15 protein-coding genes are annotated in these 14642 nt (G+C 60.6%); all 15 read right to left on the bottom strand.

What is annotated here, in order from left to right; all coding sequences use genetic code 11:
• Nucleotides 1-8: 8 nt before the first annotated feature.
• On the bottom strand, nt 9-2267 hold the full coding sequence (locus ACM6IK_RS06255; protein WP_414873603.1) for a chemotaxis protein CheA: 2259 nt from the start codon (nt 2265-2267) through the stop codon (nt 9-11).
• Nucleotides 2268-2314: 47 nt separating this feature from the next.
• The gene (locus ACM6IK_RS06250) at nt 2315-3103 is read right to left on the bottom strand and encodes a protein phosphatase CheZ (RefSeq protein WP_414873602.1); all 789 of its coding nucleotides are present in this window, start codon (nt 3101-3103) and stop codon (nt 2315-2317) included.
• A 21-nt stretch (nt 3104-3124) separates the two neighbouring features.
• Nucleotides 3125-3496: a chemotaxis response regulator CheY gene (locus tag ACM6IK_RS06245; protein ID WP_003183998.1), complete on the bottom strand. Its 372-nt coding sequence runs from the start codon at nt 3494-3496 to the stop codon at nt 3125-3127.
• A 168-nt stretch (nt 3497-3664) separates the two neighbouring features.
• Complete coding sequence (gene fliA, locus ACM6IK_RS06240; RefSeq protein WP_223461391.1) at nt 3665-4405, bottom strand: RNA polymerase sigma factor FliA; 741 nt, start codon at nt 4403-4405, stop codon at nt 3665-3667.
• Nucleotides 4402-5232: a flagellar synthesis regulator FleN gene (gene fleN / locus ACM6IK_RS06235; RefSeq protein ID WP_008001746.1), complete on the bottom strand. Its 831-nt coding sequence runs from the start codon at nt 5230-5232 to the stop codon at nt 4402-4404. The genes fliA and fleN overlap by 4 nt, the downstream gene beginning before the upstream one ends.
• A gap of 116 nt (nt 5233-5348) precedes the next feature.
• The gene (gene flhF / locus ACM6IK_RS06230) at nt 5349-6677 is read right to left on the bottom strand and encodes a flagellar biosynthesis protein FlhF (RefSeq protein ID WP_414873601.1); all 1329 of its coding nucleotides are present in this window, start codon (nt 6675-6677) and stop codon (nt 5349-5351) included.
• Between the two features lie 11 nt (nt 6678-6688).
• On the bottom strand, nt 6689-8818 hold the full coding sequence (flhA, locus tag ACM6IK_RS06225; RefSeq protein WP_414873600.1) for a flagellar biosynthesis protein FlhA: 2130 nt from the start codon (nt 8816-8818) through the stop codon (nt 6689-6691).
• Nucleotides 8819-9126: 308 nt separating this feature from the next.
• Entirely contained in the window at nt 9127-10266 is a 1140-nt protein-coding gene (gene flhB / locus ACM6IK_RS06220; protein WP_108218654.1) for a flagellar biosynthesis protein FlhB, read from the bottom strand.
• Between the two features lie 3 nt (nt 10267-10269).
• A complete protein-coding gene (fliR, locus tag ACM6IK_RS06215) occupies nt 10270-11052 on the bottom strand; it encodes a flagellar biosynthetic protein FliR (RefSeq protein ID WP_414873599.1) in 783 nt (260 codons plus the stop codon).
• A gap of 3 nt (nt 11053-11055) precedes the next feature.
• Entirely contained in the window at nt 11056-11325 is a 270-nt protein-coding gene (gene fliQ, locus ACM6IK_RS06210) for a flagellar biosynthesis protein FliQ (protein ID WP_007983364.1), read from the bottom strand.
• On the bottom strand, nt 11322-12080 hold the full coding sequence (fliP, locus tag ACM6IK_RS06205; protein ID WP_218432705.1) for a flagellar type III secretion system pore protein FliP: 759 nt from the start codon (nt 12078-12080) through the stop codon (nt 11322-11324). Before fliP ends, fliQ begins: the two co-directional genes overlap by 4 nt.
• A complete protein-coding gene (gene fliO / locus ACM6IK_RS06200; RefSeq protein WP_414873692.1) occupies nt 12080-12493 on the bottom strand; it encodes a flagellar biosynthetic protein FliO in 414 nt (137 codons plus the stop codon). Before fliO ends, fliP begins: the two co-directional genes overlap by 1 nt.
• Nucleotides 12494-12523: 30 nt before the next feature.
• Nucleotides 12524-12970, bottom strand: coding sequence for a flagellar motor switch protein FliN (gene fliN, locus ACM6IK_RS06195; protein WP_057398370.1), 447 nt, complete (start codon nt 12968-12970; stop codon nt 12524-12526).
• A gap of 66 nt (nt 12971-13036) precedes the next feature.
• Nucleotides 13037-14005: a flagellar motor switch protein FliM gene (gene fliM / locus ACM6IK_RS06190; RefSeq protein ID WP_103394738.1), complete on the bottom strand. Its 969-nt coding sequence runs from the start codon at nt 14003-14005 to the stop codon at nt 13037-13039.
• 9 nt (nt 14006-14014) lie between these two features.
• Nucleotides 14015-14518 carry a flagellar basal body-associated protein FliL gene (fliL, locus tag ACM6IK_RS06185; RefSeq protein ID WP_414873598.1) on the bottom strand — a complete coding sequence of 168 codons (504 nt, stop codon included), beginning with the start codon at nt 14516-14518 and terminating at the stop codon, nt 14015-14017.
• Between the last annotated feature and the right edge of the window lie 124 nt (nt 14519-14642).

The raw sequence follows: 14642 nt of genomic DNA, 5'->3' as shown, positions 1-14642 counted from the left end.
CACCAGAATCAAATACGCCGTGTGGCGTAACGCTTGAGCATGCTCGGAACATCGAGAATCAGCGCGATGCGGCCGTCACCGGTGATGGTGGCGCCGGACATGCCCGGCGTTCCCTGGAGCATTTTGCCCAATGGCTTGATGACCACTTCTTCCTGGCCCACCAGTTGATCGACGACAAAGCCGATCCGCTGCGTGCCCACCGAAAGGATCACCACATGGCCCTCGCGCTGCTCTTCGTGAGCGGCGGAGCTGACCAGCCAGCGTTTGAGATAGAACAATGGCAGTGCCTTGTCCCGCACGATCACCACTTCCTGGCCGTCCACGACGTTGGTGGTCGACAGGTCGAGGTGGAAGATCTCGTTGACGTTCACCAGCGGGAACGCAAACGCCTGGTTGCCGAGCATGACCATCAGCGTCGGCATGATCGCCAGGGTCAGCGGCACCTTGATGACAATCTTCGAACCCTGCCCCTTGGCCGAGTAGATGTTGATCGAACCGTTGAGCTGGGAAATCTTGGTTTTCACCACGTCCATGCCCACGCCGCGACCCGATACGTCGGAGATCTCGGTCTTGGTCGAGAAACCCGGGGCGAAGATCAGGTTGTAGCACTCGGTGTCGCTCAGGCGGTCCGCCGCATCCTTGTCCATCACACCGCGCTTGACCGCGATGGAACGCAGGACGTTCGGATCCATGCCTTTGCCGTCATCGGAGATCGACAGCAGGATGTGGTCGCCTTCCTGCTCGGCCGCCAGAATGACCTTGCCACCCCGGGCCTTGCCCGAGGCCTCGCGTTCTTCCGGCGATTCGATGCCGTGGTCGACTGCGTTGCGCACCAAGTGGACCAACGGATCGGCCAGGGCTTCGACGAGGTTCTTGTCGAGGTCGGTTTCTTCGCCGACCAGTTCCAGGTTGATCTCTTTCTTGAGCTGGCGAGCCAGGTCGCGAACCAGGCGCGGGAAACGCCCGAAGACTTTCTTGATCGGCTGCATCCGGGTCTTCATGACCGCGGTTTGCAGGTCGGCCGTGACCACATCGAGGTTCGACACGGCCTTGGACATGGCTTCGTCGCCGCTGTTGAGGCCCAGACGGACCAGGCGGTTACGCACCAGCACCAACTCGCCGACCATGTTCATGATCTCGTCGAGACGCGCGGTATCGACGCGCACGGTGGTCTCGGCTTCGCTGGCCGGTTTTTCCGCCGGTGGCGCGGCCGGAGTACGTGCGGCAGCAGGTGCAGCGGCAGCAGCCGGCGTTTCGGCTTTTGGCTCGGGTGCCTTGGCCACCGGTTTCGGCGCCGCCGCCTTCGCGGCCGCCGCGGCAACGGACGTGTTCGATCCGCTGGCAACTGTCGCTTTGCCGACTTCGCTGAACTTGCCCTTGCCGTGCAACTCGTCGAGCAGCGATTCAAATTCGTGATCGCTGATCAGATCGCTGCCGGCCGCAATGGCGGCTGGCGCAGCAGGTGCTGGCACAGAAGCGATGGCCGATTCGAGCGCATCGACAGCAAAGTTACCCTTGCCGTGCAGTTGGTCGAGCAGCGCTTCGAATTCGTCGTCAGTAATATCGGAGCTGTCGCCTACCGCTTTCGGAGCCTCTGGCGCAGCTGGCGCCGGGACCACCGCGTCAACGGCGAACTGACCCTTGCCGTGCAGTTGATCGAGCAACGACTCGAACTCCGCATCGGTGATTTCGTCGCTGGCAGCCGCATTGCTGACCGGCACAGACATCGCCGCCGGCGCCTCGGCCTGAGCCTTGACGGCATTCAGCGAGTCCAGCAGTTGTTCGAATTCATTGTCGGTGATGTCGCCCGATTCGCTTTCAGCCACAGGCGCTTCGACCACGGCGGCGACAGGTGCAGCAGCCGCCTCGTCAGCCGATTGCGGTTCGGCCAGACGGGCCAGCGCCGCGAGCAGTTGCGGTGTAGCGGCCGTGATCGGGCCGCGATCGCGGACCTCGCTGAACATGCTGTTCACCGCGTCCAGCGCTTCGAGAACCACGTCCATCAGTTCCGAGTCGACGCGACGCTCACCCTTGCGCAGGATGTCGAACACGTTCTCGGCGATGTGGCAGCACTCCACCAGCTCATTGAGCTGGAGGAAGCCGGCGCCCCCTTTTACAGTGTGAAAACCGCGAAAAATTGCATTGAGCAGATCCGCATCATCCGGACGGCTTTCCAGCTCGACCAGTTGCTCGGACAGTTGCTCTAGAATCTCGCCGGCCTCAACCAGGAAATCCTGAAGGATCTCTTCATCGGCGCCGAAGCTCATTAAGGGGGGTGCTCCTACAGGTCTAAAAACCTAAAAAACCTGAAACTCTAAAATCCCAGGCTGGATAGCAAATCGTCCACATCGTCCTGACCGGACACAACGTCTTCTCTTTTATCGGCATGAATCTGCGGACCTTCACCCTGAGAGAGATGTTTTTGCGGATCTTTTTCAGCAAGCATCGCCTCACGGTCATGTTCGATGCCCGCAAAGCGGTCCACCTGACTGGCCATCAGCACGAGCTTGAGCAGGTTGCTTTCGACTTCGGTGACCAACTGGGTCACTCGCTTGATCACTTGCCCCGTGAGGTCCTGGTAATCCTGGGCGAGCAGGATGTCGTTGAGGTTGCCCGACACCGCGCGATTGTCCGTGCCGCTGCGCGCCAGGAACCCCTCGACCCGACGGGCCAGTTCGCGGAACTCTTCAGCGCCGACTTCACGACGCATGAAGCGCCCCCAGTCCGCGCTCAAGGCCTGGGCTTCATCCGCCAGGCCATTGACCAGCGGCGTGGCACTTTCCACCAGGTCCATGGTGCGGTTGGCCGCGGCCTCGGTCAGCTTGACCACATAGCCCAGACGCTCCGCGGCGTCGGTGATCTGGGACACTTCTTCGGCTTGCGGCATGTGCGGGTCAATCTGGAAATTGACGATTGCGCTATGCAGTTCGCGAGTGAGCTTGCCCACTTCCTGATACAGGCCGCGGTCACGGGTCTGGTTGAGCTCATGGATCAATTGCACCGCGTCGCCGAACTTGCCTTTTTCAAGGCTCGCGACCAATTCGACGGCGTGTTTTTTCAGGGTCGACTCAAAGTCGCCCAATGAAGTTTCGTTATTGCCCATAGCTCCCCCGTGGCGCACTCATCAACCGATGCGTTCGAAAATCTTCTCGATTTTTTCTTTCAACGCCTGGGCCGTGAAGGGTTTGACCACATAGCCGTTAACGCCGGCCTGGGCCGCTTCGATGATCTGCTCACGCTTGGCTTCAGCGGTCACCATCAGCACCGGCAGGTGCTTGAGCTTTTCATCGGCACGCACGTGGCGCAGCAGATCGATACCGGTCATGCCAGGCATGTTCCAGTCCGTTACCAGAAAGTCGATGCTTCCGCTGTTGAGCACCGGAATGGCGGTAGTGCCATCGTCGGCCTCGACGGTGTTGGTGAACCCAAGGTCACGCAGCAGGTTCTTGATGATCCGCCGCATCGTTGAGAAGTCATCAACGATGAGGATTTTCATGTTCTTGTCCAATTCGACCTCCAAGCAGTCTTAAACGCGCCCAGCACCTGGACGCGCCATTTCAATCAATCCGGCAAAGCACTCAATGACTGTCTGGAGCACAACAGATCGCGACCGGCGCAGTTCAACACCACACCGGTCTCGTTCGCAGTGTCCCCCACACTGCCTTCAGCGCGCTCGCCACTCCCCCAAACGCCCCCGTAAACGGGCTGCGCACTGGCTGTGTAACTGGCTGACCCGAGATTCGCTGACCCCCAGGACCTCACCGATTTCCTTGAGGTTCAACTCTTCGTCGTAGTACAGCGCCAACACCAGTCGCTCACGCTCCGGCAAATTGGCAATCGCCTCCGCCAGCGCAGCCTGGAAGCGTTCATCTTCCAGGTCGCGTGACGGCTCGATATGAGCACTCGCGCCATCCTCGTGCAGCCCTTCGTGTTCGCCGTCCTGCAACAGATCGTCGAAACTGAATAACCGGCTGCCCAGGGTGTCGTTCAAAATCCCGTAGTAATCATCGAGACTCAATTGGAGTTCGGCCGCAACTTCGTGATCTTTAGCATCACGGCCGGTTTTCGCTTCAATCGAGCGAATAGCGTCGCTGACCATGCGCGTATTGCGGTGAACCGAACGTGGCGCCCAATCCCCCTTGCGCACTTCATCGAGCATGGCGCCGCGGATTCGAATGCCCGCGTACGTCTCGAAACTGGCGCCTTTGCTGGCGTCATATTTGGTCGACACTTCAAGCAGGCCGATCATCCCGGCCTGGATCAGGTCTTCTACCTGAACGCTGGCCGGCAGGCGCGCCAGCAAGTGGTAGGCAATGCGTTTAACCAGCGGCGCGTAACGCTCGATCAGCTCGTACTGCGCATCACGCGCCGATTTTTTGTAGAGGTTGTAACCGCTTGCTGTCATAGAACCGGTCCTGCTGTCTGCTGCACGAGGCGCTCGACGAAAAATTCCAGGTGCCCACGGGGGTTGGCAGGCAGTGGCCAGGTATCGACCTTCTGCGCGATGGCCTTGAACGCCAGCGAGCACTTGGAACGCGGGAAGGCCTCGTAGACGGCACGCTGTTTCTGCACGGCCTTGCGCACGCTTTCGTCGTAGGGCACCGCGCCGACGTATTGCAGGGCGACGTCGAGGAAGCGATCCGTGACCTTGGTCAACTTGGCGAACAGGTTGCGTCCTTCCTGCGGGCTCTGGGCCATGTTGGCCAGGACGCGGAAGCGGTTCATGCCGTAGTCGCGATTGAGCAATTTGATCAAGGCGTAGGCATCGGTAATCGAGGTCGGCTCGTCGCACACCACCAGCAGCACTTCCTGGGCTGCGCGAACGAAACTGACGACCGAGTCACCAATGCCCGCCGCGGTGTCGATCACCAATACGTCGAGGTTGTCGCCGATATCACTGAAGGCCTGGATCAGGCCGGCGTGTTGCGCGGGGCTCAGATGCACCATGCTCTGAGTGCCGGATGCGGCCGGAACGATACGGATGCCGCCGGGTCCCTGCAGCAGTACATCGCGCAGTTCGCAGCGGCCCTCGATCACGTCGGCCAGGGTACGTTTGGGTGTCAGGCCCAGCAGAACGTCAACGTTCGCCAGTCCCAGGTCGGCGTCCAACAGCATGACGCGCCGGCCAAGCTCAGCCAAAGCCAGGGACAAGTTCACTGACACGTTAGTTTTCCCGACGCCACCTTTGCCGCCGGTCACCGCGATCACCTGTACGGGATGCATGCTGCCCATGTTATTTCTTTACCTTGTCTTGCATAGACGGAGGCCACATTACTGGCTGCGCGTTCACAATCGGAACAATGCATGGCAGACCATCGATGTAGGTACAAAAACTGTTCATTACTACCTTAGCCAACCTGCTTGGTTTGGCTGTGGTAAATATCAGCGAACATGTCAGCCATGGCTTCTTCGCTGGGTTCTTCCTGCATTTGCACGCTGACGGCGCGACTGACCAACTGATGACGGCGCGGCAGATGGAGATCATCCGGAATCCGCGGGCCATCGGTCAGGTAGGCCACGGGTAACTCATGACTGATGGCCAGGCTCAACACCTCGCCCAGACTAGCCGTCTCATCCAGTTTAGTCAGGATGCAGCCAGCGAGCCCACAACGCTTGTAACTGTGATAAGCGGCGGTTAGAACCTGCTTCTGGCTGGTGGTTGCCAGGACCAGATAATTTTTTGAGCGAATGCCACGACTGGCCAGGCTTTCGAGCTGCATGCGCAGGGCCGGGTCGCTGGCCTGCAGGCCTGCGGTATCGATCAGCACCACACGCTTGCGCAGCAAGGGTTCCAGCGCCTGCACCAGGGACTGGCCCGGGTCGACGTGAGTCACCGACACATTGAGAATGCGCCCCAGGGTCTTGAGCTGCTCCTGGGCACCGATGCGGAAGCTGTCCATGCTCACCAGCGCAATGTTCTGCGCGCCGTACTTGAGCACGTAACGGGCCGCCAGTTTGGCCAGGGTGGTGGTCTTGCCCATGCCGGCAGGGCCGACCATGGCGATCACACCGCCCTCCTCCAGCGGCTCGACTTCGGGGGTCGCGATCATGCGCGCCAGGTGCGCCAGCAACATGCGCCAAGCCTGACGAGGTTCTTCGATCTCGGTGATCAGCGCCAGCAGGTCGCGCGACAGCGGGCCAGACAGGCCAATGCGTTGCAGGCGACGCCAAAGGTTGGCCTGGTCCGGACGGCTGCCTTGCAGCTGATTCCAGGCCAGGGACCCGAGTTGTACTTCCATGAGTTCGCGCAGGCTGTTGAGCTCGAATCGCATCGAGTCGAACGCCCGCGGGTCCACGCCACCGGACGCAGGCGCAACGGCTGGTGCGGGGCGACGAGGTTCGGCGTACGTCGGCTCGATCAGCGGCTCGGCGGCGGTCAACGGCAAGCCGGCGAACAACTGACGGTTGGTGCTCTGGTCGCTCTCGCCATCGCTACGCAGGCTCAATTCGGCCTGGGCGGTGACGATCCGCGACTGCGTCTTGCGCAACTCGTCTTCGAGCTCCATGTTCGGAACCCGTGGCGCCAGCGCCGACAACTTGTAATCCAGCGCAGCCGTCAGCTCGACGCCTCCGGCGATCCGACGGTTGCCAATGATGGCGGCATCAGCGCCCAGCTCATCGCGAACCAGCTTCATGGCCTGACGCATATCGGCGGCGAAAAAACGCTTAACTTGCATAAACCACTACCTCAGCCGTTGGGCCCTACTGTCGCAACGATGGTCACTTGCTTGTTGTCAGGGATTTCCTGGTAAGCCAACACGTGCAAACCCGGGACTGCGAGCCGGCCAAATCGCGAGAGCATTGCGCGAACCGGACCGGCCACCAGCAGAATCACCGGCTGACCTTGCATCTCCTGGCGCTGCGCCGCGTCAATCAGCGAGCGTTGCAGCTTCTCAGCCATGCTTGGCTCCAGCAGAACGCCTTCTTCCGAGCCTTGCCCGGCCTTTTGCAGACTATTGAGCAATATCTGTTCCAACCTTGGCTCCAGCGTGATCACTGGCAGCTGCGACTCAGTGCCTACAATGCTTTGCACGATTGCACGGGATACGCCAACCCGCACGGCAGCCACCAGCGCGGCGGTATCTTGACTCTTGGCGGCATTGTTGGCGATGGCCTCGGCAATGCTGCGGATGTCGCGTACCGGCACTTGCTCGGCCAACAGCGCTTGCAGCACCTTGAGCAGCTGCGACAGCGAAACCACGCCCGGCACCAGTTCCTCGGCCAGTTTCGGCGAGCTTTTGGCCAGCAATTGCATGAGCTGCTGCACTTCTTCGTGACCGATCAGTTCACTGGAGTGCTTGTAAAGTATCTGGTTCAGGTGGGTAGCCACTACGGTACTGGCATCGACCACCGTATAACCGAGGGATTGCGCCTGGGCGCGCTGGCTGATTTCAATCCAGACCGCCTCCAGGCCGAAAGCCGGATCTTTGGCGGTAATGCCGTTGAGCGTGCCGTAGACCTGCCCCGGGTTAATCGCCAGCTCCCGATCCGGGTAAATCTCCGCTTCAGCCAGGATCACCCCCATGAGGGTCAGGCGATAGGCACTCGGCGCCAGGTCGAGGTTGTCGCGGATATGCACGGTCGGCATCAGGAAGCCCAGATCCTGGGACAGTTTCTTGCGCACCCCCTTGATCCGCGCAAGCAACTGGCCGCCCTGGTTGCGGTCCACCAACGGAATCAGGCGATAACCCACTTCCAGGCCGATCATGTCGATGGGCGTCACGTCATCCCAGCCAAGCTCCTTGGTTTCCTGGGCGCGGGCCGGCGACGGCAGCAGCTCCTGCTGGCGCTTGACCTCTTGCAGGGCCTGCACCTTGGCGACGCTCTGCTTCTTCCAGAAGAGGTAGGCGCCACCGGCCGCCAGGGCCGCCATGCTCAGAAACGAGAAGTGCGGCATGCCGGGCACCAGGCCCATGACCGCCATCAAGCCTGCGGCCACCGCCAGCGCCTTGGGCGAGGCGAACATCTGGCGATTGATTTGCTTGCCCATGTCTTCCGAACCGGAAGCACGGGTCACCATGATCGCGGCGGCTGTCGATAACAACAGTGATGGCAATTGCGCCACCAAACCGTCACCGATGGTCAACAGCGCATACACCTTGCCGGCGTCGGCAAAGGTCATGTTGTGCTGGAAGATGCCGACCGCCATGCCACCAATCAGGTTGATGAACAGGATCAGCAGACCAGCAATGGCGTCACCGCGCACGAACTTGCTGGCACCGTCCATGGAGCCGTAGAACTCGGCTTCCTGAGCCACTTCCATCCGGCGCAGTTTCGCCTGGTTCTGATCGATCAGGCCGGCGTTCAAATCGGCGTCGATCGCCATTTGCTTGCCGGGCATCGCATCGAGAGTGAAACGCGCGCTCACCTCGGAAATCCGCCCTGCACCCTTGGTCACCACGACGAAGTTGATGATCATCAAGATCGCGAAGACCACGATACCGACCACGTAGTTACCGCCGATCACCACCTCGCCGAATGCCTGGATCACCTTGCCGGCCGCCGCATGGCCGTCCTGGCCGTGCAGCATCACGACCCGCGTGGAGGCCACGTTCAACGCCAGGCGCAACAGCGTCGCCACCAGCAGAATGGTCGGGAATACCGCGAAATCCAGCGGCCGCAAGGCGTAGACGCACACCAGCAGCACGACGATGGACAGGGCAATGTTGAAGGTGAAGAACACGTCGAGCAGGAACGGCGGCACCGGCAACATCATCATCGCCAGCATGACCAGCAGCAACAGCGGCACGCCCAGATTGCCTCGACTGAGGTCGGCAATGTTGCTGCGGGCACTGTTGATTAACTGAGAGCGATCCACCGGTTTTCCCCGTTCCTTTAAAGCAATCTTTTGACGCCTGAAGCGGGCGCAGAGCGGCTACTGCAAGAAGCTTTCCAACTTTTGCAGAGGGAGAAATAGAGAGTTTTTTCAGGGGGATATGTATTGCTGGACTGACGCCTTCGCGGGCAAGCCCGCTCCTACAGGGGTATCGCCGAACCTGTAGTTTTTTCAGGGGAATATGCATTGCTGGACTGACGCCTTCGCGGGCAAGCCCGCTCCTACAGGTTCCGCGAAATCTTGTAGGCGCTGGCTTGCCAGCGAAGAGTTCATCAGGGTTAGAACAAAACTCAGGAATCGCGGCGCAAATCCGGCGGAATCGGCAGATCATCCTTGAGCGGATCCGGTCGTTTGCCCTTGCCCGCCCGGTACTGGCGGATCTGGTAGACGTAAGCCAGCACCTGCGCGACCGCCAGATACAGCCCGCCGGGAATTTCCTGCTCAAGCTCAGTGGAGTAGTAGATCGAGCGCGCCAGCGCCGGTGACTCCAGCAGCAGGATCTCGTTGGCCACCGCGATCTCACGGATCTTCAGGGCCAGGAAGTCGCTACCCTTGGCCAGCAATACCGGCGCATTGCCTTTTTCCGGGTCGTACTTGAGGGCCACGGCGTAGTGCGTCGGGTTGGTGATGACCACGTCGGCCTCGGGAATGGCGGCCATCATCCGGCGCTGAGACATCTCACGCTGCAGCTGTCGAATCCGCTGCTTGACCTCCGGCCTCCCCTCCTGGTCCTTATGCTCGTCGCGCACCTCCTGCTTGGTCATCAGCAGTTTCTTGTGGCTTTCCCAGAGCTGCACCGGCACATCCACCACAGCGATCAGGATCAGCCCGCATGCCATCCACAGGGTGCTCCAGCCCACCACTTGCAGGCTGTGAATGATTGCCATGTCCAAGGGCTCATGGGCGATGCGCAGCAGGTCATCGATATCCGACGACAACACCGCCAGCGCCACGAACAGAATGATGATGAACTTGGCCAGGGCCTTGAGCAGCTCAATCAGCGACTTGGCCGAGAACATGCGCTTGAGGCCGGGACCAGGGTTCAAGCGGCTGAATTTGGGCGCCATGGAGCTCGCCGCAAACAGCCAGCCACCCAGGGAAATCGGACCGATGATGGCGGCCAGCACCAAGGTGATCATCACCGGCTGGATCGACCACAGGGCAATTTGCCCCGAACGCATCAGGTAGGTGGCCATGTAGCGCTGATCCAGGATCACTTCCCGCGGCAGCGAGAAGTTGATACGCATCAGCTCCATCATGTCCTGCGCCAGGGCGCCGCCAAAAATCAGCAGCGCCGAGGCACCGACCAGCATGATCGCCAGGGTGTTGAGTTCCTTGGACCGGGCCACCTCACCCTTTTCACGGGAGTCCTGCTTGCGCTTCTCCGTGGGGTCTTCTGTTTTGTCCTGACCGCTTTCGCTCTCGGCCATGACTCAGCTCGCCCGTGCCATTTCGCGTAGTAACTGCAGGGCCTCGGAGGCCAGCGGTTGATACTGGTTGAGAATGTCCGCCAGCCCGACCCAGACGATGAACAGCCCAAGCACCAGGATCAGCGGGAAGCCAACAGAGAAAATGTTCAGTTGCGGCGCCGCCCGGGTCATGACGCCAAACGCGATGTTGACCACCAGCAGCGCGGTGATCGCCGGCAACACCAGCAACAACGCTGAACCGAGCACCCAGCCGAGCTTGCCGGCCAGCTCCCAGTAGTGATTGACCATCAGGCCACTGCCCACCGGCAATGTGGTGAAGCTTTCGGTGAGAATCTCGAACACCACCAGATGACCGTTCATGGACAGGAACAGCAGCGTCACCAGCATGGTGAAAAACTGCCCGATCACCGCCGTCGATACGCCGTTGGCCGGGTCGATCATGGAAGCGAAGCCCATGCCCATCTGGATGGCGACGATTTGCCCGGCCACCACAAAGGCCTGGAAGAACAACTGCAAGGAGAACCCCATCACCGCACCAATGAGAATCTGCTCGGCAATCAGCAACAGCCCGCTCAGATCCAGGGGATTGACCGGCGGCATCGGCGGCAGGCCCGGCGCGATGACCACGGTAATGGCCAGCGCGAAATACAGGCGGATGCGCCGCGGCAGCAAGGTCGTGCCGAACACCGGCATGACCATCAGCAAGGAGCCGACGCGAAACAGCGGCAACATGAACGTCGCCACCCAGGTGCTGATCTGCGTATCGGTCAGCGCAAGCAGTGACATGGTTTAGCCGATGACCTGAGGAATGCTGCCGTACAACTGCAGGATGTAATCCATGAAGGTCTGCACCATCCATGGACCGCCGACGATCAGCGTCACCAGCATCACCAGCAGGCGCGGCAGGAAGCTCAGGGTCTGTTCGTTGATCTGGGTGGCGGCCTGGAACATCGCCACCAGCAAGCCCACCAGCAAACTTGGAATCACCAGGATCGCCACCATCATGGTGGTCAGCCACAGCGCTTCGCGAAAGATGTCGACAGCAACTTCCGGCGTCATGGCGAGACACCGCCGAAGCTGCTGGCCAGCGTGCCGATGATCAGCGCCCAGCCATCCACCAGCACGAACAACATGATCTTGAACGGCAGGGAAATGATCAACGGCGAGAGCATCATCATACCCATGGCCATCAATATACTGGCCACGACCAGATCGATGATCAGGAACGGAATGAAGATCATGAAGCCGATCTGGAACGCCGTTTTCAGCTCGGAAGTCACGAAGGCCGGCACCAGGATGGTCAGCGGCGCCTGATCCGGCGTCGCGATGTCAGTCCGTTTGGACAAGCGCATGAACAGCTCCAGATCGCTGGTGCGGGTCTGTGCGAGCATGAAGTTCTTGATCGGCACCTGCGCCTTGGCGACCGCATCCTGGGCGGTCAGTTTTTCCGCCAGATACGGCTGCAAGGCGTCCTGGTTCACCCGGTCGAACACCGGTGCCATGATGAACAGGGTCAGGAACAGCGCCATGCCGGTGAGGATCTGGTTCGATGGCGTTTGTTGCAGGCCCAGGGCCTGGCGCAGGATCGAGAAGACAATGATGATCCGGGTGAAACTGGTCATCAGCATGACAAACGCCGGGATAAAACTCAGCGCGGTCATGATCAGCAGGATTTGCAGGCTGACCGAGTATTCCTGCGCACCCTGTGCATTGGTGCCCAGGGTGATGGCCGGGATCGACAGCGGATCGGCGCCGAATGCCAGTGGCGCGGCCAGCATCAGGGCCAGCGTCAAGACGATGCGTAGCGCACCCATTACTTCTTATCCTTCTGATCTTTACCCAGCATCTCCAACAGGCGCTGGGCAAATTCCGGCGTAGGCTTCTCGGTACTCGGCACTTGCACCGGCTCCTTGAGCACGTGCAGCGCAGCAATGTTGCCGGGGCTCAGGCCCAACAGAATCTGCTCGCTGCCGACCTGCACCAGCATCAGCCGGTCGCGAGGCCCCAGCGCGCGGGAGCCGACAATCTCGATCACCTGCCCTTTGCCAGCCGGACCGGCCTGCTGGACCCGCCGCAGCAACCAGGCGAGGAGAAAGATCAGCCCCAGCACCAGCAGCAAGCCGAACACCAGCTGCGTCAGTTGCCCAGCCACACCACTGCTCACCGCCGGCGCAGCAGCCGTGGCTGCCGTTGCAACCGGCTCGGCCGCCAGCACGCTGAACGGCATCGCCAGCGCAAATCCAAGAACCTTGTTCACTCAGCGCAGCTTCTTGATGCGTTCGCTTGGGCTGATCACGTCCGTCAGGCGGATGCCGAACTTCTCGTTGACCACCACCACTTCGCCATGGGCGATGAGCGTGCCATTGACCAGCACGTCCAGCGGCTCACCGGCCAGGCGATCGAGCTCGATCACCGAACCCTGGTTCAGTTGCAGCAGGTTGCGGATGTTGATGTCGGTGCTGCCCACTTCCATGGAAATCGACACCGGGATATCGAGGATCACGTCCAGGTTCGGGCCTTCGAGGCTGACCGGATCGTTGTTTTTCGGCACGCTGCCGAACTCTTCCATAGGCAGGCGGTTGGACGCGGAGCTGCCGGAATCGGCGGCCAGCAAAGCGTCGATATCGGCCTGCCCGGCATCGCCGGTTTCTTCCAGGGCCGCAGCCCATTCATCGGCCAGTGCCTGATCGTCCTGGGTGTTCATATTGTCAGTGTCCTCGGCGAGCAAAAATTCAGAATTCGGTTAATCGCGAATGGGATCGAGCGCCGGTCAACGGCGCTCGATCGGCTCGATCACTTGCAACGCCAGGTTGCCCTTGTGCGAGCCCATCTTGACCTTGAAGGCCGGCACGCCGTTGGCGCGCATGATCATTTCTTCCGGCATGTCGACCGGGATCACGTCCCCCGGCTGCATGTGCAGGATGTCGCGCAGGCGCAACTGACGACGAGCCACGGTCGCACCGATCGGCACGTCGACGTCCAGCACGTCCTGGCGCAGGGCGTTGACCCAGCGCTCGTCCTGGTCGTCGAGGTCCGACTGGAAGCCGGCGTCGAGCATTTCGCGCACCGGCTCGATCATCGAGTACGGCATGGTCACGTGCAGGTCGCCGCCACCGCCATCGAGTTCGATGTGGAAGGTCGACACCACAATGGCTTCGCTCGGGCCGACGATGTTGGCCATGGCCGGGTTCACTTCCGAGTTGATGTACTCGAAGTTGACTTCCATGATCGCCTGCCAGGCCTCCTTCAAATCGACGAACGCCTGCTCCAGCACCATGCGCACCACACGCAGTTCGGTCGGCGTGAATTCACGTCCTTCGATCTTGGCGTGCCGGCCGTCACCGCCGAAGAAGTTGTCCACCAGCTTGAACACCAGTTTGGCGTCGAGGATGAACAGCGCAGTGCCGCGCAGGGGCTTGATCTTGACCAGGTTGAGACTGGTCGGCACGTACAGCGAGTGCACGTATTCGCCGAACTTCATCACCTGCACGCCGCCGACCGCCACGTCCGCCGAGCGCCGCAGCATGTTGAACATGCTGATGCGGGTATAGCGGGCGAAACGCTCGTTGATCATTTCCAGGGTCGGCATGCGTCCACGGACGATGCGATCCTGGCTGGTCAGGTCATAGCTTTTGACGGTGCCGGGTTCGGCAGCGTTTTCGGTCTGTACCAGACCATCGTCGACGCCATGCAACAGCGCGTCGATCTCATCCTGGGACAGCAGGTCCTGCACGGCCATGTCGTGTTCCTACTGCAGTACGAAATTAGTGAAAAGCAACTGTTCGATCACCACTTTGCCAAGCTCTTTCTGCGCCACTTCCTGGACGCTGGCGGTGGCTTTCTGCCGCAGCATTTCCTGACCGACCGGCGAGGCGAGGGTCGCGAAGTCCTGCCCGGAGAACAGCATGACCAGGTTATTGCGGATCACCGGCATGTGGACCTTGAGGGCATCCAGATCCGCCTGATTGCGCCCAAGCATGGTGATGCTCACTTGCATGTAGCGCTGGCGACCGTTCTGGTTGAAGTTGGCCACGAAGGCCGGCGCCATCGACTCGAAAATCGCTGGCTGTTTGCCGACGGGAGCGATTTGCGCCTCGGCGACGGCAGGCTTGCTCTGAGCGCTGTGCATGAAGTACCAGGTCGCCCCCACGGACACACCGATCGCCAGCAGCAGGGCCACCACGATCACGATAATCAGCTTGAGTTTGCCTTTGGTTGCGGGGTCTTTTACTGCTGCGTCGCTCTTCGCCATGCCAATAATCCGTCACTAATCGGGTTTTCACAGTCGCACGGCAAGGCAAGAGCAAGTGTTATGCCAGAAGTGTTGGAGGTAGATGGGCGGACCGACTTCGGTCGCAAGATCACCACAAAGCCCC

Source organism: Pseudomonas sp. IT-196MI5 (genome assembly GCF_949767415.1).
Lineage (GTDB): Bacteria > Pseudomonadota > Gammaproteobacteria > Pseudomonadales > Pseudomonadaceae > Aquipseudomonas.
Note: the sequence above shows the minus strand (reverse complement) of the source record. Positions and strands in the feature narration are given on the sequence as shown.